Below are 20,469 nucleotides of genomic sequence, written 5' to 3'. Positions count from 1 at the left end.
CCTCTCAAAGGACGGGTTGCCTTGCTGTCGAGCTTTCCGAGCCTCCAAGCCCTTGCGAGTCGGGGATACGGGCCAGCGCCAGGTCCTCCGGAAATGGATGCTTCGAGCCGATCGCGCGGTCCAGCAGGGTCAGCTCGACACGCAAGGCGTCGTGACGATGCTCCGGCAAGCATTGAAGGAGATTCTCTATCGCCGCGCGCTGACGCCGCGCGATCTGAATGCTGCCCGCGCCGTACTGACGTATCTCGCGGAAACTGATATGCACGAAATCTTCCCAGTTCGGCGTTCGATAGATGACGCGCACAAGTCCGGACTTATCCGTCATCTCTTCGGAGTACAAAGACCGTTTTCCGACGACACGCAACAGCCGCTGCAACTGATCGATGGCCAACACGGCCGTAGTTGGATCGTTGATCGCAGCCGACAACGCTTTCAGCGCAATATCAACAAGGATGCGAAACGCGAACATAGGATCCTGTTCCATCGTGCGTTCAGTCCCGAAAGCAACCAGTGTACGCAGCCGGTTTTCATCGATTGCGTCAGAGTCTCCGTACAAGTAAAACAAGGGTTCGTCCACCGCGACAAAGTCGCCGACTTGCGGCACGAATTCGATAACCGAGTTAGTGCGCCTCGCCTTGGCGACAAGTCTTTCGAGATTCACGGCCAGAACGATGCCGGATGTACCGCTATGGCGAACAATGCGGCCAGGGACGCCTCGCTCGTGGTCAAGTCTCGGCGGGGTGGTCCGGCCCGTCGCTGGGTCGGGATAGACGCTTTCGATGACCGCGATCCCATGCTCCCCAACCCGAGCCACGAGGCTTACTGGACGCAGGCATTTCGCCGCATAATCAATCAGGAAAAGGAATGCGACGACAGACGCGAATCCGAATAGCGCTGCAATGAATACCTGAAGCTGGTGCACCTCGCTATCACCCATCCAGCCCAGGGTTCTGTTGGCGAACAGAAGCGTGAATACGAACAATCCCGAGATGCTGCGGATCACGTTATCGCGCAGCAAGGTCGTCGCGATGATCCGCGGGGTATATTGACCGCCAGCGACCTGGATTGCGACGAGCAGCGAACCGAAGGTAAACACCAGAAACGCCAGGTCTGCGGAAACGATGTCGCCGACAAGTGACCGCGCTCCAGTCATGGACAGCGCAAAAAGGCCAGTTTTCGGATCGAGGATGTCGTGTCCGATCATCCACCTTCCCAGCATTTCAGTGAGCGGCTTTACCACGGCATAGATCGCCACCGCGACGAGCGGTACCGTCCACAGGGAAGATCTGAGGTAACTCTTCAAGCTGTACCAGCGGTTCCAGTCCATGTTTGCGCTCTTCCTACGATTCATGCGGCAGCGGAGGCCGAAACGTTCGCGGTTCGCCTTTGACGATGCACGTGACCTTCAGGTCGGTCAATCAGACTTTGGTCCGATAGGTCGAGGACATAGAGTTTCGGGAATCGCGTCTCGATCGATTGCGGATTTTCGATGCCTGTCTATCGCGCCATCGCGGGCAGCGCGTCTTCGACGACGGGCGCGCCTGCCGGCGCGTTTTCGGCAGTGACATCGGCCGCCACGTGGGCCAGCTTCATCAGACGCGGCTGAAGCAGCAGCGCGACGAGACCACTCCAGCCGGTCTGGTGCGAAGCGCCGACGCCACGTCCGCTGTCGCCGTGAAAGTACTCGTGGAACAGCACGAGATCAGACGAGCGCGGGTCGGCCTGCAACTGCGGATAAGCTGCCATCACGGGCCGCACGCCGTGCTCGTCCTTGAGAAAGAGGGTAGTGACACGCCGCGCGAGACCGTCGGCGATCTCGCTGAGCGAGCACCGGTTGCCCGATCCCGTTGGATATTCGATGCGGAATTCGTCGCCGTAGTAGCGATGGAATTCATACAGCGATTCGATCAGCAGATAGTTGACGGGCATCCACACGGGCCCGCGCCAGTTCGAATTGCCGCCGAATACGCGCGAATCCGATTCGGCCGGCTGATACGCGATGCAGACATGCGCGCCGCCATGATCGAACTCGTACGGTGTATCGCGATGCACGCGTGACAGCGCGCGCACGCCGTGATCGGACAGAAATTCGTCTTCGTCGAGCGCGCGGCGCAGCAGTGCCGTCATCCGGTATCCGCGCAGTAGCGAGAGCAGCGTGGTGTTGCCTTTGCCGGGTTCGGTCCAACGCGATACGAGTTTGGCCAGATTGGGCCGGTGATCGAGAAACCACGCGAGCCGTTCTCGCAGGCCCGGCAGGTGGCCGTATATGCGTTCTTCGAGCACATGCACGGCGAACAACGGAATCAGGCCGACGATCGAGCGAACGCGCATCGGCACACGGGTTCCGTCTGGAAGATGCAGTACGTCATAAAAGAATTCGTCGTGTCCGTCCCATAGCCCAGTTCTGCAACCTTCGCTGCAACCGACGGCTTCTGCGATATACAGGAAATGCTCGAAAAACTTCACCGCGATTTCGACGTACGCGTTGTTCGTCATCGCGAGCTCGAGTCCGATCTGCATCAGGTCGAGCGCATACGAGGCCATCCAGGCGGTGCCGTCCGCCTGGTCGATGCGGCCGCCCGTCGGCAGCGGGGAAGAGCGGTCGAAGATGCCGACGTTGTCTAGCCCGAGAAAGCCGCCCTGGAAGATGTTGCGGTCCTCTGCATCCTTGCGGTTGACCCACCACGAAAAGTTCAGCAGCAACTTGTGGAACATCACCTCGAGAAACTTGTGGTCACCGACGCCCGTGACTTCGCGGTCGAGTTCGTACACGCGCCACGTCGCCCATGCATGAACGGGCGGATTCGCGTCGCCGAATGCCCATTCGTAGGCGGGCAACTGCCCGTTCGGATGCATGTACCGTTCCTTCACGAGCAACAGCAGCTGTTTCTTCGCGAAGTCGGGGTCCACCATCGCGAACGCGGCCGCATGAAACGCGAGATCCCAGGACGCGTACCACGGGTACTCCCACTTGTCCGGCATCGATACGACGTCGCCGTTGCACATATGCCGCCAGTCGGCGTTGCGCCCGTGCCGGCGTCCTTTCGGCGGCTTCGGCTGACCGGGGTCGCCGTCGTGCCAGCGCGTCACGTCGAACTGGTAATACTGCTTCGTCCATAGCATGCCGGCGAGCGCCTGGCGTTGCACGAGCCGCGCATCGGCGTCGCTGATGTCGTGCTGGAGCGCGGCGTAAAACTCATCGGCCTCCGCGATCCGGCGCGCGAACAGCGCTTCGAAGTCGAGCGGCACGTCGTCGCACGTGATGTCCGGTAGTGCCGCCGGACACCAGCGCAGATATAGCACCGCGCGCTCGTGCGGCGCGAGCGACAGGGCCACATGCGCGGCGGCGCGCGTGCCCGCGTCGCGGCGTATTGCGTGCTCGTCGCCATCGACGAGGTAATCGTTGAAGCCATCCTTGAACGGGCCTGCGCCGGCGATGCCGAAAAGGCGGCGGACGTTGGTTTCGTTTTCGCAGAACAGCCATTCGATCGGCTGCGGCGCCGAGGCCGTGACGATCATCGTGCCCAGCGCGGGATTGTGCGCGATCACGCGCGCGCCCTCGGCGGACTCCGGCTCGAGCGTGAGCGACGGCTTGCCGGGCTTGCCTGACCACGCCCAGCGGTTGCGCGCCCAGAAGAGCGGCAGCACATGGAGTGGCGCGTGCTGATCCGCGCGATTTTCGACGGTTACGCGCATCACGATGTCGTCGGGTGTGTGCTTCGCGTACTCGATCCAGACGTCGAAATAGCGATCGTTGTCGAACACGCCCGTATCGAGGATTTCGTATTCGGGCTGATCGGCGCCGCGCCGGCCGTTTTCCTCGATCAGGTCCTGATACGGGTACGCATCGTGGGGGTATTTGTACAGCATCTTCATGTACGAGTGCGTCGGCGTGCCATCGACGTAGAAGTAAAGCTCCTTCACGTCCTCGCCGTGATTGCCCTGCGCATTGGTCAAGCCAAACAGCCGCTCCTTCAGGATGGGGTCGCGCCCGTTCCAGAGCGCGAGCGACACGCACCAGTCGAGTGGGTCGTTGCCGAATCCGGCAATGCCGTCCTCGCCCCAGCGGTACATGCGGCTGCGCGCATGCTCGTGGGGGAAATACTCCCATGCGGTTCCGTAGTCGCTGTAGTCTTCGCGAACGGTGCCCCACTGCCGGTCGCTCAGATAAGGCCCCCAGCGGCGCCAGCAGTCGAGGTCCTGGCCATGCAGACGGAACCCTTCCTTCGAATGGAGCAGATCGTTTGCGCGTAGCGATGACATGTGACCTCCCAAACCGGGATCGACCGTCGAACACGTTCAGTGCGTGAGTCCCCGCCCATCCCGTCACGCGTGCGGCGCCGGGCGGTATCTGGATGATAGGCGTCGTTTAGACTTATCGAGGTCGGAGGCCGCCTCGCTCCTGGTTTCATCTGACGTTTTCTTTCGCTATATCCGCGCTGCATCGCTGATCGTAAGGAACTGGAAATGAATCAAAAACCGCGTGGCCTCGACAATGGCCTGACGAACTACGGTGATCAAGATTTCGCGCGCTATCTGCGCCGGTCGTTTGCCAATTCGATGGGCTACACCGGTGAATCGCTCGACAAGCCGATCGTCGGGATCTGCACCTCGGAGAGCGGTTTCAATAACTGCCATCGCCACTTTCCCGAAATGATCAAGGCGGTCGAACGGGGCGTGCTCGCGGCGGGCGCATTGCCGATCGTATTTCCGGTGATGTCGCTTGGCGAGGTCTTCCTTTCGCCGACTTCGCTGGTCTATCGCAATCTGATGGCGATGGCCGTCGAGGAAATGATTCGTGCCCAGCCGATGGATGCAGTGGTGATGCTCGGCGGATGCGACAAAACCGTGCCGGCGATGTTGATGGGCGCGATCTCCGCGGAGCGGCCCGCCGCAATGGTGGTGGCCGGTCCGATGATGACCGGGCGACATCGCGGCGAGCGGCTTGGCGCGTGCACGGACTGCCGGCGCTTCTGGTCGAATTTCCGCGCGGGGAAAGTCTCGGCGCAGGAGATCAGGCAAGTGGAGGGGCGTCTGGCAGTCACGGCGGGAACGTGTGCGGTCATGGGCACGGCGTCGACCATGGCGCTGATCGCGGAAACGCTGGGCATGATGCTGCCCGGTTCGGCGGCGATTCCGGCCGTGCACGCGGATCGTCTGCGCAATTGCGAAGAAACCGGAGCACTGGTTGCGCGCATGGCCCTCAATGGCGGACCGAAACCGGCCGAGATCGTGACGCCTGCGTCGGTGCGCAATGCCTTGCGGGTGCTGCTCGCGGTCTCCGGTTCGACCAACGCCGTGATTCATCTGGCGGCGATTGCCGGTCGTATCGGACTGAAGATCGATTACGACGAGTTCAACCGGCTGTCTGATGAAACGCCCGTACTCGTGGATCTCAAGCCGGTAGGCAACGGTTACATGGAGGATTTCCATGCAGCCGGCGGGCTGGAGGGCGTTCTGCGCGGACTGATGCCCCAACTCGATCTGACCTGTCGCGATATCGCCGGGCAGAGTCTCGAGGAGCGTTTGAACAGGCCGCTTGCCGATCCGATCGATACGGCCGTGATCCGCTCGACGGAGAAACCGGTCAGTCCCGATGGCGGGCTGATTGTTCTGAACGGGAGTCTGGCGCCCGGCGGTGCGGTTCTGAAGCGCGCCGCCGCTACTCCCGAACTGCTCGAACACGAAGGGCGTGCCGTGGTATTTACCTCGCTCGAAGATCTGGCCGCGCGCATCGACGACCCCAGTCTGGACGTTCGCGCGGACGACGTTCTCGTATTGCAGAACGCGGGGCCGCGCAGTGCTTCAGGCATGCCCGAGGCCGGCTATCTGCCGATCCCGCAGAAACTTGCACGGGCGGGGGTGAAGGACATGGTGAGGATTTCCGATGCGCGCATGTCGGGCACGGCGTACGGGACCATCGTGCTTCACGTGACGCCAGAAGCGGCGCTCGGTGGCCCGCTGGCAGTGGTGCGCAACGGCGATCGGATCCGGCTCTCGGCGCGGGACAAGCGGATCGATCTACTGGTCGACGAGGTCGAACTGGCGCGTCGTGCCGCTGAGATTCGTCCGGCGCAAGGGATGTATGCGCGCGGTTACCAGCGGCTCTATCACGATCACGTGCTCTCTGCCGCGGCAGGGTGCGACTTTGATTTCCTCACCGCGTTTCCTTCCGAAGAGCTTAAGTAGCGGGTGCTTTTTCAACTCCCTGACCGAAGTGCCCGCGCGACTCGATCTGTTCGGCGCCTGATCAAGCGCAAACGACGAAGACTTCATCCCTCACCGGAGGTGTCGTCGAAGATTGCGGATTGCCTGGGCCACGGTGTTTCGAGGCGACCCAGCAGATCACCCCTTCAGCGAATTTTTGAGAACGTCTTCATCCCATTCAAAAGCGGCCGTTCCGGCTCGCTTAAAGGGGCGAGGCCCGGCTTGGGCCGAGTATGGCGAGGATGACATTGGTGAGTTCGAGCATCGCCGAATGATATTCCGCGGGCAGGGGCACGTCGTCCATCAGGGACATGGCTTCTTCAATGCCCTGCCGGAATGACGTGGCGACCTTGGCGCGCTGCTGCGTCGTCAGGTGTGGTGAGGCTGCATCAAGAAACGTGCCGAGAACCATCGCCCGCGCGCCAAGCACGCTCATTTCCCTCGTGTTGGCGGTCACAAGTTTGCACATTCGGTGAAGCGCGTCGTTCGCATTGTCCAATTTTCAGATCCGCTCAGAATGCCTGCCAGTGCTCCGGACTGCTGCCGGTCGCAACCAGTGTGGTCGTGTCTGCGGTAACCAGGGGCGCCGTCTCCAGCTTTTTCAACGCTGGAGGACGTGACGCGCGAGCCTTCGGTGCCGGCCGACGCGGTTCGCTCCGCGGAGCCATCACGCGTGACGCGGAGGCGTCCCGGTCGGCAACCTTGAAGACTGCCACTGCGTCACGCAACGCTTGGGCCTGCTGGGCCAGCGACTGCGCCGCGGCCGAGGCTTCCTCGACCAGCGCGGCGTTTTGCTGGGTCGCCTCGTCCATCTGCGTGACGGCCGTATTGACCTGCCCGATGCCGGTGCTCTGTTCTTCCGATGCTGCCGCGATCTCGCTCATGATGTCGGTCACGCGCTGCACCGACCGAACAATTTCATTAATCGTGCTGCCAGCTTCCTCGACGAGCTTCGAGCCGGCATCTACCCGAGTTACCGATTCGCCGATCAACTCCTTGATCTCTTTGGCCGCCGTGGCGCTGCGCTGAGCGAGCGTGCGGACCTCCCCGGCCACGACGGCAAAACCCCGCCCCTGTTCGCCGGCGCGGGCCGCCTCGACCGCGGCATTGAGCGCGAGGATGTTGGTCTGGAACGCGATGCCTTCAATCACGCTGATGATCTCGGCCACCTTGGCTGAGCTGTCGGAGATCCCGTGCATCGTCTCGACCACGCGTCCGATCACTTCCCCGCCGCGTTGCGCGATACCCGACGTCGTACTGGCCAGCGCGGTTGCCTGCTTCGCGTTGTCGGCGTTCTGGCGGACCGTCGACGTCAGCTCCTCCATGGACGAGGCAGTTTCCTCCAGCGAGGCGGCCTGTTCTTCGGTCCGTTGCGACAAGTCCAGGTTGCCGGCCGATATCTCCTGTGCGGCGGTATCGATCGACCGGGAACCGTCTCGCACGACACTGATCGTCTGAACCAGTTTGCTTTGCATCGCCTGCAGGCCGGTCATCAACTGCCCCATCTCGTCGCGCGTGCGAACCTCGACGCGCGAGGTCAGGTCACCATCGGCAATCGCCCTGAAATGGCCCAGTGCCTGGGCAAGGGGCGTGCCGATCGCGCGCTGCAGCGACCACCAGGCCAGTGCCGCCGCACCGAGCGCCATCAGCATACCGGCGAGGGCTACGCCGATGAACCCGTGGAAGCGGGCCTGCGAGGTCTCAAACGTCGCGCGGGCAGCCGTGATCTGCATCTGGCCCAGTGAATATGTGCCGCCGGTGAAATCGCTGAACAGCGACTGCGGTGTGTGCACGGCGACATCGGTGAGCTTCGCCGTATCGTGGGCGGCGATCGCGCTGAACATCGGTTCCAGGCCATTTGCGACGTACGCGTCGCGCTTCGCGTTCACGTCGGCCGCGCGGCTCGCCTCCTCGGGTCCGGAGAACGGCAGCGCGCGATACGCGTCCCACGCCTGCTTCGACTCAGCGAGCAGATCCCGGGCGATCTGCACTCGTTGGGGTACGTCCGGACTGGCCGGATCAAGCGCGATGAGAAGCAGCCAGAGGCGCGTCCTCGATAGTGCTACGTTTGCCCGACCGAGCGCCTCGGAAGAAGCCAGCCGGCTGGAATACAGCTCCTTCAAATCGTTGTTGCACATCGACACGCTGGCGATGCCCATGACGCCGCCAAGGACCAGCAGCACGGCGAGAAAAGCCATCGCCAGCGCCAGGCGGACACGGATACTTAGGTTATTGAACATGGATAAATTAAATGGGAAGCCGATGACGAGGCGTGCGCAAGGCGCAAGAAGAAGGAAGCGAGCAGCGCAAGCGCCAACACACGATTGATAAACAAATCACACATGATGTTTGTATACGGCATTAACCCGTCAAACTTGATGTCGAACTGCTAACCGCCATTCCGTTCAGGCGTTTTTGTGCGGATAGACGCCTGGTGACGTTGCAGACGCGGAAACAAACAGTTGGGGCGAAAGGTGCGTGTAAGTTGATAGTAAACAGATAAACTGACTTCAACGACTTGGCACTCAGGCTTCCGCCCCGGCGGTCGTTGTTTCGCTAACCCAGTGTTTTCTGTTTCTGACGCTCGCAATTGGAGATTCATCATGGCTAAAGCATTCATCCCCGTTCTCGCGCTCGTGTCGGTCCTCGCTCTGCCCACGGTTGCGTCCGCTCACAACAACGGTCCCCTGACGCGCGAGCAGGTGCGCGCAGAACTCGTCCAACTGCAGCAGGCGGGCTACGGCCGCAACCACGGTGACGCGCACTACCCGGCGCACATCCAGGCTACGCTGGCGAGCGTGGCGGCCCAGCAGCAGGCGCCCAGTGGCTACGGTGGCGTGAAATCGGGCTCGGCCGCTTCGGGGGCACCGACCCAGTGGGCCTCGGATCATTCGGCCTACAAAGGAGGTTGATTGGCGATCAGCCGGGTGGCCGGGCGCTTTCAACCGCCCGGCCTGGTAACACGCCGCGAGCGGCATCGTCGCGGCTTGCGGGTTCGCCGATGGGGCCCGTTACCGGCAGGAACAGCGTGAGCGGTTCATCGGTAAGCGGCACGAAGCCGTACTTTTGTAGAAGCTGGTGGCTTCATCGTTGATGGCGTCGACCAGCGCACTGAACGCCGAGGGTTTCAGCGGTGCTAACGACTACATCGAACGCATGCGCCAGAAATTGGGGAATCTGTCCGGACTTATCTAGATAGATATCCCACGTGCTGACGGAGAATCTCCGTTGAAGAAGCAATTGCATGACGAGAAGCACAGGGGACGAATTGACCGAAGGCGTCATAGATCAGCATGGCAATCGAAGTCTAAGCCGCCTAACACGGCGCTTGAAAAATAATCTGCCTCGACTTAGGAATCGTCTTTCGAAGTCCCTTGGCCGAATGGCGCAGACCCTGAGCGTCGCACGGGAAGCGGGTGTGAAAGGCGTGGTTTATCTGTCGGTGTTCAAGGGCGCCGAATACGTCGACGTGCCGCACTTCACCGGCAAACATACGGTCGAGCGCATGATCGAACACCTCGACCTGCCGGTGACAGTGCTGCGCCCCGCGTATTTCATCCAGAACGACGTCCGGCAGAAAGACCCGCTGCTTTCGCACGGGGTCTACGGCATGCCAATTGGCGCGAAAGGCATTTCCATGGTCGACGTCCGTGATATCGGCGAGGCTGCCGCGCGCGAACTGCTGCGCCGCGAGCGTGGCTCAAACCCGCTGCCGGGCGAGACGTACGAACTCGTCGGTCCTGACGTGATCAATGCGCAGACCGTGGTTTCGATCTGGGCCAAGGCGCTGGGACGTCCCGTCCGCTACGGTGGCGACGATCTCGACGTCCTTGAGCAGCGCCTCAAGTCGGTTGCTCCTGCCTGGCTCGCATACGACATGCGGCTCATGATGGGCCGGTATCAGCAGGACGGCGCGGCCGCGTCCAGCGCGGACGTCGAGCGTCTGGCGACGCTGCTGGGACGGCAACCGAGATCCTATCGGGACTTTGCCGTCGCCATGGCTGCGGCGTGGGCTAAGGACTGACCTGCCAGGATACGCGATCGCGACTTTCAGAGGCTGGCACGCGCGACGGGGGGCTTGACGGGGCCGACCCCTGCTCGCGGGTGTATTGCGCTGCTTATGAAGGCCGCGCGGATATCGACCGAGCGTGACACTCGTGGCTTCAGGGAGCGGACGTCCGTAAATCGTCTCCAGAAGCACGAACGATTCAACGCGTTTCCCGCCGACTTCAGTCAGGGCCTCGCATCCTCTGGCTTGGGGCTCCTGGCATCAGCAAAGCGGCTTTGTACCGCGACGAGTTGGTCATCCGTGGTCGCCACCAGCCACAACCGTGCGTGCTCCGCGATTTGGCGGTTGTGGTCCTTCAACGGGCCCATTGCCGCGGCGGACTTCCAGACCACGGGGCCAATTCGGCTGCTCCTGCCCGACGGCGCACCCACCAGCAGGCAGTATGGCCCAAGAGGAAGCGAGACAAACGGAAGGGCCGGACTAGCGCGCACGCGCCAGTCGATGAACGGCGCCTCGCTGATGAGCAGGGGCGTGGGCAAGCCGTAAAGCACACTGAAATCGTACAGCGCCAATTGCTCGCGCATGCCCGCGTAGATACGTCGGATATCGTCGACAACCGCAGCGCGGATTTCATCCTCGAACATGGGTTCTTGCGCATAGCGTGCGGCGGCCTGCTGGGCGCTCAACTGATATGCGCTGAACAGGCCGAGTTCCATGCAGTCCTGCACTGCGCGCTGGACCTCTACGATAGTGCCGGCCTCCTCGGGCCTGCCTAACTGCGCTGCCCTCAAAAACCGGGCGAGCCCCGCTTCCTGGATCGCAGGACCTTCCACAGGCGCATCGTCGTCAGCATCCTTCTCGAGCGGCACGTAAATGTATTCTTCGGCCGCGAAGCGCGACTTCTTGCCTTCGTCAAACTTGATTTCGCCATCGGTGCAGTCCAGATATCGGGTACCGATTCGGCCATGCTCCCAAACCCAATTCTTCAGGAGCGGACGTAGCGGATGCAGTCTGTCTTGATTAGCCATCGAAGCCTCCAGGTGCCCCAGTATAGATCCACATGATTATCTGATCCGCAAAGGGCTATGAGCGGTCGATTCGAGCCTTGCTCCGGAACGGCACCCCCAGCCGGGCCGGATGGCTTCAAACCATCGCGAAGTTGAACCGCGCTCAGTCTGCAATCAATCGAAGATGCGGCTCAAACGAGGGTACATTGCGTCTGTGCAAATAGCTTGGGGGTGTCATGGCCCGCATCAAAGCGGAACCGTTGATGACGCAAGCGCCGCCTTGCGATGCCCACCGACTGTCCACGCAATGATGGTACCGATTGCGAGAGCTAACAGGCATGCAGTCGGAACGAGCATTGGTGCTACATGACTGTTGGTTACCTTGCCAACGTACGGCATGAGGTTCTGTCCGAAGAACCCTCCAAGGTTTCCGATGCAGTTGATGGCAGCGACACTTGCGGCGGCTCGAGCGCCAGAAAAGAAGCGTGGTGGGAGCGACCAGAAGCAAGGGTACAGCAGGGGAATACAAGCTCCGCCCAGACACAGAGCAATAAAGCGCAACGATACAGTCGGCAACACGAGGCTCGATGCAAAGCATACGACGCCGATGCCGGCGACTATGGCCATTGCTTTTAACACCACCTGTTCACGTTTGAGCTTCCCGGGAAGCCAAAGCAGGAGAAGAGCCGCGAGTGCCCACGGAATCATGTTAAGCAGGCCATTGACGCTCGACGAAACGCCCCAGCTCTTAACCAACGTGGGCAGCCAGTACGTCACGCCGTAGAGCGACGTCGACATCAGCATGTAGGTTGCTGCGAACATGAGAACCTTCGGGTCAAGCAATGCCGCCCATGGCCGGGACTCCTTTGCTTCCGGGGACGCTTCGCGCACAAGCGCTGCGACCACAACGTCCTTCTCATCCTGAGAAAGGAAGTTCGCTTCCTCGACGGAGCTCGGTAGATATTTAAGCGCTACGAAGGCAATCAGTATTGCCGGAAGACCGGTGGCAAGGAAGACCCATTGCCAACCCGCCAGTCCCAGTGTTCCGCCCAAGGAAAGGAGCAGCCCTCCGACCAGCGCGCCAAGCATGTTTGCCAGCGAACTGCCGAGGGTAAAAAGGCCAAGCACACGTGTCCGGTAGCTTTGAGGAAACCACTGCGTCAGGTAGTAAATGACGCCTGGATAAAACCCGGCTTCAGCAACACCCAGCGCAAACCGAAACGAGTAAAAAGCTGGCAGGGACCTGGTGAACGCCATTAGCACTGTGACGACGCCCCACGTAATCATGATGCGAGCGAGCCACGTCCGGGCCCCAAACCGATGTAGCGCCAGTGTGCTGGGCACCTCGAACAGCAGGTAGCCAATGAAAAACAGCGATGCTCCAAGGCCATACGCGGCTTCCGTCATGCCGAGTGCCTGAACCATTTCCAGTTTCGCGAAGCCGACGTTCTGCCGGTCGATGAATGCGATGAGAAACATGACAATCAGCAGCGGCATCAGCCGCCATGCCATTTTCTTCATTACCTGCTGCTCACGTGTTACGGACGTAGACATGTTCGCTCCAAGTTCCATGCCCGCTGCCGCTCGACTGGCGTTTCGAAAACGGTCAGTCAGACGAAAACAAGCAGATTGATATAGTCATGTATATGTTTGTATGTTTGAGGTCGGGCTGCAATGAGGTATAACCCGGACGAGCGCACGCAAGCGAGCTGCGGCCGCAACTGGCGACCAGTGATGTATTCGGCGAACGAGGTGTAGAGCCTGAAAGTCGCAGGAAAAATGCGACCTGCCGGGTGACAGAAAGTCAGTTCGCGTTGTCGGTCCCTATGACAGCACCAAACGCGGCGAGGAAGTCGCGTTGTCAGCGAATATCGACCTGATACTGGAACGCTGCAGCAGCACCACGCGTGGTGCGCCATTCAATAGGCGTCCCGGCGAAATCGGATGCCACACGGTGCACAAGGATTACCGGGCTGCCGACGGCGATATGCAGGAGCGCCGCATCAGCGTCCGTCGCCTGTTCGACGTTCAGAATCTCGGTTGCGGATGCGACGATTTGGCGGCAAAGCCGCTCGTAAAGCGGATAAAGCAAATCCTCGAAGCCACCAAGGGGCAGAGTCGCCAGCGCTTCGAAACGGCTTCGAGGTAGCCATATTTCTTCCGACAAAACGGGTTGTCCGTCAATCAATCGTACCCGCGAGAGATGAACAGCCTTCTCCGTCGCCTTCATCTGCAAGGTTGAGCGAATCGTCTCGTTTGGCTTGACGACCTCGCGGCTGAGCACCTTCGCCGTCGGTCGGACCGGCTTCCCGTCAGCTGACTTGAATCGGAAGAAGCGGAACAACGACGAATCAAAGCGCGGGCGCCGGACAAAGGTCCCCTTTCCCTGGGTGCGGGTGAGCACCCCGTCGGCCACCAGCAAATCAATGGCTTTCCGAAGTGTGCCGGTCGACACGTTATAAAACAGGCTGAGCTCCGCCTCTGTGTCGATTGCCTTTTCTGGCGCCCATTCGCCCTCCGCGATGCGGCGCACCAGGTCATCGCGTAGCTGCTGGTATCGGGGCAATCGACTGTCTGGCCTGGCCGAGAACGACTGCATATCCATGATTCATATAGTTGTTCACAGGAATAGTCACTGTACAACATCTGCCGGAACAAGGGTAAATCCCCAATGACTTCTTCGTCGAAGCGCCTAAACTAAACATATAGTCATATACATGAATATATGAATTTACCCTGGAGACGGCGATGTTCACCTGGTACAAGCAAGGCACACCTCTCGAACGAAACACCTTCTGGGGATGTTTCGCGGGTTGGGGCCTCGATGCCCTTGATGTGCAGATGTTTACCCTGGCAATCCCCGCAATCATCGCAGCGTACGGCATCGACCACACGCAGGCGGGCGCGATCAGCGGCGTGACACTGGTGTCATCGGCGATGGGCGGCTGGCTGGCGGGCGCCTTGTCCGACAGGATTGGTCGGGTGCGGACGCTGCAGATTACGATTCTCTGGTTTGCAGGATTCACTTTCCTTTGTGCCTTCGCCCAGAGTTTTCCTCAACTACTGGTCCTGAAGGCCCTGCAAGGGTTCGGGTTCGGCGGAGAGTGGGCTGCAGGCGCCGTGTTGATGGCTGAGACCATCCGGACGGAACACCGCGGCAAGGCCATGGGCGCGGTACAGAGCGCCTGGGCTGTCGGCTGGGCCGGCGCAGTGCTGTTGTATGCCGCAGCTTTTTCGTGGTTGCCGTCAGACACGGCGTGGCGTGTCATGTTCGGTGCTGGCCTGCTGCCCGCGCTTCTCGTCCTTTACGTCCGCCGCAATCTCCGCGAACCTGTGCACGTTGAGCCGTCTCGCGCTGAACCAGCGGTTTCTGTGTGGGGGCAAATCGCGCAAGTATTCCAGCCGCGCGTCATCAAGACCACCGTTATCGGGGCGATTCTGGGCACAGGCGCACACGGCGGGTACTACGCCATCATGACCTGGCTGCCGACCTTCCTCTCCAAGGAAAGACATCTGTCGGTCCTCAACACCGGTGGGTATCTTGCGGTTGTTATCGTGGCTTTCTGGTGCGGCTGTATGGCGAGCGCTTACCTGCTCGACCGTATCGGACGGCGTCGCAACATCGCATTCTTTGCATTTTCTTGCATCGTCACCGTGCTCGCCTACGTGATGCTTCCATTGAGCAACACGCAGATGCTTGTTCTGGGCTTCCCGCTAGGCTTTTTCGCCGCCGGCATCCCGGCCAGCCTGGGCGCACTTTTCAACGAACTCTATCCTGCGGACATGCGCGGGACAGGCGTCGGCTTTTGCTACAACTTCGGTCGCATCGCCTCGGCGGGTTTCCCGGTGCTGGTCGGGTACATGAGTCATTCGATGTCGCTGGGAGCAGCGATTGGTATCGATGCCGCAATTGCGTACGGGCTGGCGATGGTTGCCGTGTTGTTGCTTCCCGAAACGCGCGGCAAGCGCTTGCGGCCGTCTGGCGTCGAGCAGGCTTCACAACTGGTCGCCGACGCCGAATTAGCGCTTGACCATCACCGGAGCCAGCGATGACTCAGGCCCCATCCATCGCGCGGCCACGGCTGCCGCGCGTTGACACGCACGCGCACGTGTTTGCCAGGACTCTGCCGCTGGCGGACGGACGGCGCTACGCACCCGACTATGACGCAACGCTGGACGCCTACCGGAAGCTTCTGGACGAGAACGATATTGGCAATGCCGTCCTTGTCCAGCCCAGCTTTCTCGGCACCGATAACAGCCATCTGTTACAGGCGCTGACCAGCGACATTAGCCGGCTGCGAGGTGTAGCAGTCGTGTCCCCCGAAATTTCAGAAGACGACCTGCAGCGACTGAACTGCCAGGGTGTGACGGGCGCGCGTCTCAACCTTGTCGGGCAGACGCTCCCCAAGCTGGGCTCGGCGCCATATGTAACGCTTTGGCGGCAGTTATCAAAACTAGGCTGGCATGTTGAGTTGCACAGGGAGGCGTCGGACCTGGCGCCGCTCGTCAACACTTTGCTGGATGTGGGCTTGCCAGTCGTCGTTGACCATTTTGGCCGCCCTGACCCGGACAGCGGCACACGCGACCCGGGCTTCAACGACCTGTTGGAGTTTGGCCCATCTGGCCGCGTGTGGGTCAAGATCTCGGGCGCCTATCGGTGCTCGGAGCCGGACTCGAGTTTCATGCGCGATGCCACGGACCAACTCATAGACGCATTTGGCGCCGAACGTCTGATGTGGGGTAGCGACTGGCCACACACGCAGTTTGAACATGCGACGGCCTACAGCCAGACGCTTACCGCGTTGCTGGACTTACATCTTGCGCCCGCGATTGTCGAGGCAATCCTGTGCTCAACCCCGCACTCGTTTTACGGGTTCGACAAAGACCCCGTGAGGGATATTGTCCCGACGACACCGACTTCCCAACTCACTTCCTGAGGTCATCATGCAAGTCACCGGTATGTTGCACGGCGCCAGATTGCTGCAGTTCGTGGGCTTTCCGACGCCCGAGATTCTGGGTCCGGACGCTAGCGAAGAACAGATTCGAGCGATGCTGAAAAAGCACGGCATGATTTTCATCAAGCCGGTTTTCAAGGGCGGTGTTGGCAAGAAGGGCAAGGCCGGTCTGATTGGCCGCGCGACTGACCTGACGACCGCCTTGAAGGAGAAGGAGCGTCTTTACTTCGTCGAACATCACGTTGCCAATACTGTGTCGAAAGCCAACGGTGTGACCTTTGAGGCGGGTGTGCCGGCCGAGTACGAGGTCTATTTCTCGATTACCGACTCGACACACTTCCGCGCACCGACGATGACGCTCACACATCACGGTGGCGTCGACATCGAGGAACTGGACAAGTCGCAAGTCGTGCAGATTCCGTTTGACCCGCTCACCGGGCTCAAGGCGTTCGTCGTGGCGAACGCGCTTTCGACGCTGGGCGCACCCAAACAGATTATCTCGCCGCTTGTACAGCACCTCCCCAAGTTATGGGAGCTCTACCACGGGTTCGGAATGACGACCCTCGAGCTCAATCCAATCCGGATGCGCGAGGATAGCAAGGGACGGCTGACACCCGTCGCCTGTGACTTCAAATGCGGCTTCGACCGTGATGACCCGCGCTGGCAGCGCCTTGACCTGCCCGCGCATCTCTTCGCAGTCGACTATTCAGACTTCGAACAGGAAATCAACCAGCTTCGCACGTATCAGGGGCAGAGCGACGTCTACGTCATTAACGCGAAGGGCAGCATTCTCGCTCCGACGTTCGGTGGCGGCGCGAACTCCCTTGTCACGCAAATGCTCGGAGACGACGCCATCATCTCGTCAGACTTCGGCGGCAATCCACCCTACGAAAAAATGAAGGAAGTTGCCCGCATCTGTTTCAAGCACTGGATTCAGCAAAGCAATGTTCTGTTCATTATTGGTGGAAAGTCAAACAACACGGATATTTTCGAAACATTTCGCGCAATGGCCGACGCGTTACGCGAGCACTTCAGTCAGCACGGCCCGACGCCGCTCTATGTGGTGGTCGGCCGTGGCGGTCCGAATCTGGTTCGCGGAATGGGAGCATTGCGCGACACGCTCGATTCGCTGGGATTGCCGTACACCTTCTTCGGCTTTGACTCGGACATGAGCGAGGTGGTCCTGTACGCGAAGCAGGTTGACCAATGGATGAAAGCAGGCGGCCGTGAGCAGATTGCCGCGAAGCTGGGAATTGCGGTCAAACAGGCTGCCTGAGCATCTCATCGACTGAGGAGAATCATCATGTACAAGCAGGGCATTGGCGATTTTAAATACTTCGTAGGAATTAGTTCGTTATCCCAAGTTGCCACAAAGGACGACCGCGTTTGCGTGCTCAACATTCTGGGCGGCGAGTCGAGCGATGTCACGCCCGTCGGTCATGCCTATTCCGGTGGCAACGTGGTGTTTGGTACGGCTCCGGGAAAGCGCGGACAGGTACTGGAAACGGCACTTGGAAGCGTGCCGGTCTACAACAATGTCCTTGAAGGCCTGAACGATGGTCACCGGTTCAACTGCGGCGTCATCTATCTGCCGCCTTCCGCTGCACGGGACGGCGTGGCTGAGCTAATCCGTGTCAATCCGGAACTGAAGAAGATTTTCATCGTTACCGAAAAGCTGGCCGTCAGTGACTCGCGCGAAATCCGCGCGATGGGTCAGTCCAACGGGGTCGACATTTTTGGCGGCAACAGCCTCGGCGTGGCTGACGCCTGGAACCAGGTGCGTATCGGGGGAGCGCTGGGCGGCGACCACCCTGAAGAGGCATTGCGGCGTGGCTCGATTGCCTTGTTTTCCAACTCGGGCAACTTCACGACTACCATCGCAACCTACCTGCGGATGGCCGGATGGGGCACGACTACAGCCATCTCAAGTGGCAAAGACGTCTACATACAGTTCGCGGCGCCGGAGTTTGCTGCGGCGCTGGCAAACGACGCGCGAAGCAAGGCGGCCGTTCTCTATGTCGAACCGGGCGGCTACTATGAGCTCGACGCCAACTTTACGAAGCCGGTGGTTGCGTGCGTCGTGGGTCGCTGGAAGTCAAAGCTGACCCGTGCTGTCGGACACGCGGGTGCTATGTCCGGAGGCGCGGACGACGCCGCATCGAAAGAACAATGGTTTCTCGATAAATTCGGGGTGTCAAGTGTGTTCACACCGGACAATCCGGCCGTGTCGGCAAAGGGTGCGCTTGTCACGAACATCGCGCACATACCCGCAGCACTCACGGCTGTGATGCGTGAAAACGCCTGCAGGCCAGATTTCGAGCCGGAAGGTAACCTCGCATTAAAACCGTGGTTTAGCAGTCACCGCGGATTGAGCCTGCCGCAGGCGCTCGATTTGCCTGTCGTGCAGGCCACGGCCCCATACGATGCCCAGATTGCCGCGCTCGACAAACAGGTTGGAGCTGTACCACCGCGACAGTCGATGAAGGATGCTTCTGGCGCGTCGCAGATGGACCCAAAGTCGCAGGTGACCAGTCTCTACGGCGTTTCGATGCTTGATGCGGCGCAGTACCCCCTTGAGACAAACGTAAGCCTCGCGCTGCTCCACGAACCCGGCGGGATGAACGACCGCGCGCTAATCAATGTCGCTGTGAGTGCGTTCCTGAACCTGTATGGACATCCCGCACTTGGGGCTGCCCAGGCGGCACGGGATGCCGGTAATGCACCAAACACTGTCCTTGCAGCGGCGGCGAGTATCATCGGGCCCCGAGGGCAAGCCGGGCCTCGCCAGGCGGTCCGCGCTCTAATCGACGCCTTTGCCCCGGTGAAGCTCGAGAACGCGATGGATGAGAGTTTCGACTTTTCGCGCGCCGAAGTCACCGACCTCAACCTGTTCGTCGGCAGTGAACCGGATTTGCGGGCCCGCGCAATCCTGGCGGGACTCAAAGCTCGCGACGTGAAGTCGACATTCGTGCAATATGTTGAAAGCCTGCCCGGCGAGCCGACTACCGATGGCGTATTGGCAGCCATTTGCGCGACGCTCGCATGGGGACCGCTCATGCGCAAACGCATTTCACGCCTTTCGGCTGAGAGCCTTCCGTGGTGGATACAACTTTTCGGCTCCCTGATAGGCGCTTCAGTGCCCTCGGACCAGCACGGTCCGGACAGCTTCTGCGGCGTCGAAACGAAGACAGTCCTGGAGGAGCGTTCGCTTGGTGAAACCGCCTTCAGCGCGTTGTTTGGATTGTCGCCAGGCACGAGCGACTTGTTTTCCTTCCAATTGCTGGTCGGTCTGCTGCTGTCAAATGGACCCGGAACGATTTCCGCGCAGGGTGCAAAAGGTGCGGTCTCTGCCGATGGTCCCGAAGACCCCGAGCGCGTCCAACTCAACAAGGCGTTAATCGGCTTCCTTACGCACAGTGGTTACACGCATGGCGGCAATGGATTTGAGGGAATTGCGTTTCTGCTAGACCAGTTCGCGCATAGCGGACTGACTGACCCGGGCAATCCTGCGCACGGGCTGGATTTGAAAGCACTAGCGATGACGTACGTCGAAAGTTACGCCAAATACAAATCGAGCAAGAAAACGAGCGGCAGCCTGGACATCCAGAAAATCCCTGGCGTGAATCATCCGGTGTTTAAGGATAAACCCGTCAATCACGACCCGCGTGAAATGTTCGTGCGGCAATTGTTCGCCGAGCGCGACGAATACAACATCTTCCACGACTTTTACAGGACGTTGGTCCAAAGCCTGTTCGACGCGGGGGTTTCGCGAAACGTTTACTGCGTCAACGTCGATGCGGTGATTGCCGCGTTACTGCTCAAGATGCTCTGGCAGCCGTATCGTGACGGAACGTATTCGCGCAACGCTTTGGAGACGGCCGCCTTTACCATCTTTCTTTACCCTCGCATGCTCGGTTGCGCGGCTGAAATCGATGACCATATGAACCGCGGAAGGAACATGGATACACGTACACCAGCGTCGGAGTGTCGTTTCGTTGCGTAGCGGAATGACCCGGAAGCGCACGAAGTCTTTCCGCGCTGCCGGGTTCATGCCCACAACTATCAGTTGTCTCCGCACGGGATTGGGGGTGCGAGTCGTGCACGCTTTTCCGAACAACCCGAGCCTATGTGGCGATTATTCGTTGGCCTTGCTCAACTACGACGCGTTTCGCTTCGCGAGGCTTCTCCTCTTTGGGTTGCGGTGATCATAGACGTTCGCTGTCTCGGAAGTGTGCTTTACCCGGACCTGAAACATGCGCGATACCGAACATATGGTTTAACGCGATCATTT

Annotated in this window: 14 protein-coding genes; 7 read left to right on the top strand and 7 right to left on the bottom strand. The window is 60.2% G+C overall.

Annotated elements, in window-relative coordinates; genetic code table 11:
• Window positions 1-4 precede the first annotated feature (4 nt).
• Window positions 5-1,327, bottom strand: a complete 1,323-nt coding sequence (locus OKW38_RS03680; RefSeq protein WP_187615545.1) for a DUF2254 domain-containing protein — start codon at window positions 1,325-1,327, stop codon at window positions 5-7.
• A 170-nt stretch (window positions 1,328-1,497) separates the two neighbouring features.
• Window positions 1,498-4,263, bottom strand: a complete 2,766-nt coding sequence (locus OKW38_RS03675; protein ID WP_429360016.1) for an MGH1-like glycoside hydrolase domain-containing protein — start codon at window positions 4,261-4,263, stop codon at window positions 1,498-1,500.
• A 204-nt stretch (window positions 4,264-4,467) separates the two neighbouring features.
• Here OKW38_RS03675 and OKW38_RS03670 point away from each other — a divergent pair, with 204 nt between their 5' ends.
• Window positions 4,468-6,189: a dihydroxy-acid dehydratase gene (locus OKW38_RS03670; RefSeq protein ID WP_429360014.1), complete on the top strand. Its 1,722-nt coding sequence runs from the start codon at window positions 4,468-4,470 to the stop codon at window positions 6,187-6,189.
• A 220-nt stretch (window positions 6,190-6,409) separates the two neighbouring features.
• Here OKW38_RS03670 and OKW38_RS03665 read toward each other — a convergent pair whose 3' ends face one another.
• Entirely contained in the window at window positions 6,410-6,706 is a 297-nt protein-coding gene (locus OKW38_RS03665) for a hypothetical protein (protein WP_090811057.1), read from the bottom strand.
• 13 nt (window positions 6,707-6,719) lie between these two features.
• Window positions 6,720-8,447: a methyl-accepting chemotaxis protein gene (locus OKW38_RS03660; protein ID WP_429332738.1), complete on the bottom strand. Its 1,728-nt coding sequence runs from the start codon at window positions 8,445-8,447 to the stop codon at window positions 6,720-6,722.
• Window positions 8,448-8,810: 363 nt separating this feature from the next.
• Between OKW38_RS03660 and OKW38_RS03655 the strand changes: the two genes are divergently transcribed.
• Both OKW38_RS03655 and OKW38_RS03650 read left to right on the top strand, forming a co-directional pair.
• Window positions 8,811-9,119, top strand: a complete 309-nt coding sequence (locus OKW38_RS03655) for a DUF4148 domain-containing protein (RefSeq protein ID WP_090811061.1) — start codon at window positions 8,811-8,813, stop codon at window positions 9,117-9,119.
• A gap of 470 nt (window positions 9,120-9,589) precedes the next feature.
• Window positions 9,590-10,231 carry an NmrA family NAD(P)-binding protein gene (locus OKW38_RS03650; protein ID WP_429360012.1) on the top strand — a complete coding sequence of 214 codons (642 nt, stop codon included), beginning with the start codon at window positions 9,590-9,592 and terminating at the stop codon, window positions 10,229-10,231.
• Between the two features lie 209 nt (window positions 10,232-10,440).
• On the opposite strand, the gene OKW38_RS03645 is transcribed toward OKW38_RS03650, so the two are convergent.
• From OKW38_RS03645 to OKW38_RS03635, 3 genes are all read right to left on the bottom strand, one after another.
• Window positions 10,441-11,244 (bottom strand): hypothetical protein, encoded by an 804-nt coding sequence (locus OKW38_RS03645; RefSeq protein WP_429332741.1) that lies wholly within the window; start codon window positions 11,242-11,244, stop codon window positions 10,441-10,443.
• A gap of 225 nt (window positions 11,245-11,469) precedes the next feature.
• Window positions 11,470-12,777 carry an MFS transporter gene (locus OKW38_RS03640; protein ID WP_429360010.1) on the bottom strand — a complete coding sequence of 436 codons (1,308 nt, stop codon included), beginning with the start codon at window positions 12,775-12,777 and terminating at the stop codon, window positions 11,470-11,472.
• Window positions 12,778-13,084: 307 nt separating this feature from the next.
• Entirely contained in the window at window positions 13,085-13,828 is a 744-nt protein-coding gene (locus OKW38_RS03635; protein WP_429360008.1) for a GntR family transcriptional regulator, read from the bottom strand.
• 143 nt (window positions 13,829-13,971) lie between these two features.
• Between OKW38_RS03635 and OKW38_RS03630 the strand changes: the two genes are divergently transcribed.
• From OKW38_RS03630 to OKW38_RS03615, 4 genes are read left to right on the top strand one after another with little or no spacing between them, the layout of a single operon-like run.
• Window positions 13,972-15,276 (top strand): MFS transporter, encoded by a 1,305-nt coding sequence (locus OKW38_RS03630; RefSeq protein ID WP_429360006.1) that lies wholly within the window; start codon window positions 13,972-13,974, stop codon window positions 15,274-15,276.
• Window positions 15,273-16,160 carry an amidohydrolase family protein gene (locus OKW38_RS03625; RefSeq protein ID WP_429360004.1) on the top strand — a complete coding sequence of 296 codons (888 nt, stop codon included), beginning with the start codon at window positions 15,273-15,275 and terminating at the stop codon, window positions 16,158-16,160. The genes OKW38_RS03630 and OKW38_RS03625 overlap by 4 nt, the downstream gene beginning before the upstream one ends.
• A gap of 7 nt (window positions 16,161-16,167) precedes the next feature.
• Entirely contained in the window at window positions 16,168-17,454 is a 1,287-nt protein-coding gene (locus OKW38_RS03620) for an ATP citrate lyase citrate-binding domain-containing protein (RefSeq protein ID WP_429360002.1), read from the top strand.
• A gap of 27 nt (window positions 17,455-17,481) precedes the next feature.
• Entirely contained in the window at window positions 17,482-20,181 is a 2,700-nt protein-coding gene (locus tag OKW38_RS03615; protein ID WP_429332743.1) for a CoA-binding protein, read from the top strand.
• Window positions 20,182-20,469 lie beyond the last annotated feature (288 nt).

It is taken from the genome of Paraburkholderia sp. MM5496-R1, from assembly GCF_050436205.1.
GTDB lineage: Bacteria > Pseudomonadota > Gammaproteobacteria > Burkholderiales > Burkholderiaceae > Paraburkholderia > Paraburkholderia tuberum.
The sequence above is the reverse complement of the archived record's forward strand: the minus strand, read 5'-3'. Positions and strand labels throughout refer to the sequence as shown.

Excerpts from the sequence above, each read along its gene's own strand:
- OKW38_RS03640 (WP_429360010.1), bottom strand. The coding sequence starts at position 12,777 with ATGTCTACGTCCGTAACACGTGAGCAGCAGGTAATGAAGAAAATGGCA.
- OKW38_RS03660 (WP_429332738.1), bottom strand. The coding sequence starts at position 8,447 with ATGTTCAATAACCTAAGTATCCGTGTCCGCCTGGCGCTGGCGATGGCT.
- OKW38_RS03630 (WP_429360006.1), top strand. The coding sequence starts at position 13,972 with ATGTTCACCTGGTACAAGCAAGGCACACCTCTCGAACGAAACACCTTC.
- OKW38_RS03620 (WP_429360002.1), top strand. The coding sequence starts at position 16,168 with ATGCAAGTCACCGGTATGTTGCACGGCGCCAGATTGCTGCAGTTCGTG.
- OKW38_RS03625 (WP_429360004.1), top strand. The coding sequence starts at position 15,273 with ATGACTCAGGCCCCATCCATCGCGCGGCCACGGCTGCCGCGCGTTGAC.
- OKW38_RS03655 (WP_090811061.1), top strand. The coding sequence starts at position 8,811 with ATGGCTAAAGCATTCATCCCCGTTCTCGCGCTCGTGTCGGTCCTCGCT.
- OKW38_RS03645 (WP_429332741.1), bottom strand. The coding sequence starts at position 11,244 with ATGGCTAATCAAGACAGACTGCATCCGCTACGTCCGCTCCTGAAGAAT.
- OKW38_RS03670 (WP_429360014.1), top strand. The coding sequence starts at position 4,468 with ATGAATCAAAAACCGCGTGGCCTCGACAATGGCCTGACGAACTACGGT.
- OKW38_RS03675 (WP_429360016.1), bottom strand. The coding sequence starts at position 4,263 with ATGTCATCGCTACGCGCAAACGATCTGCTCCATTCGAAGGAAGGGTTC.
- OKW38_RS03680 (WP_187615545.1), bottom strand. The coding sequence starts at position 1,327 with ATGGACTGGAACCGCTGGTACAGCTTGAAGAGTTACCTCAGATCTTCC.
- OKW38_RS03635 (WP_429360008.1), bottom strand. The coding sequence starts at position 13,828 with ATGGATATGCAGTCGTTCTCGGCCAGGCCAGACAGTCGATTGCCCCGA.
- OKW38_RS03615 (WP_429332743.1), top strand. The coding sequence starts at position 17,482 with ATGTACAAGCAGGGCATTGGCGATTTTAAATACTTCGTAGGAATTAGT.
- OKW38_RS03650 (WP_429360012.1), top strand. The coding sequence starts at position 9,590 with ATGGCGCAGACCCTGAGCGTCGCACGGGAAGCGGGTGTGAAAGGCGTG.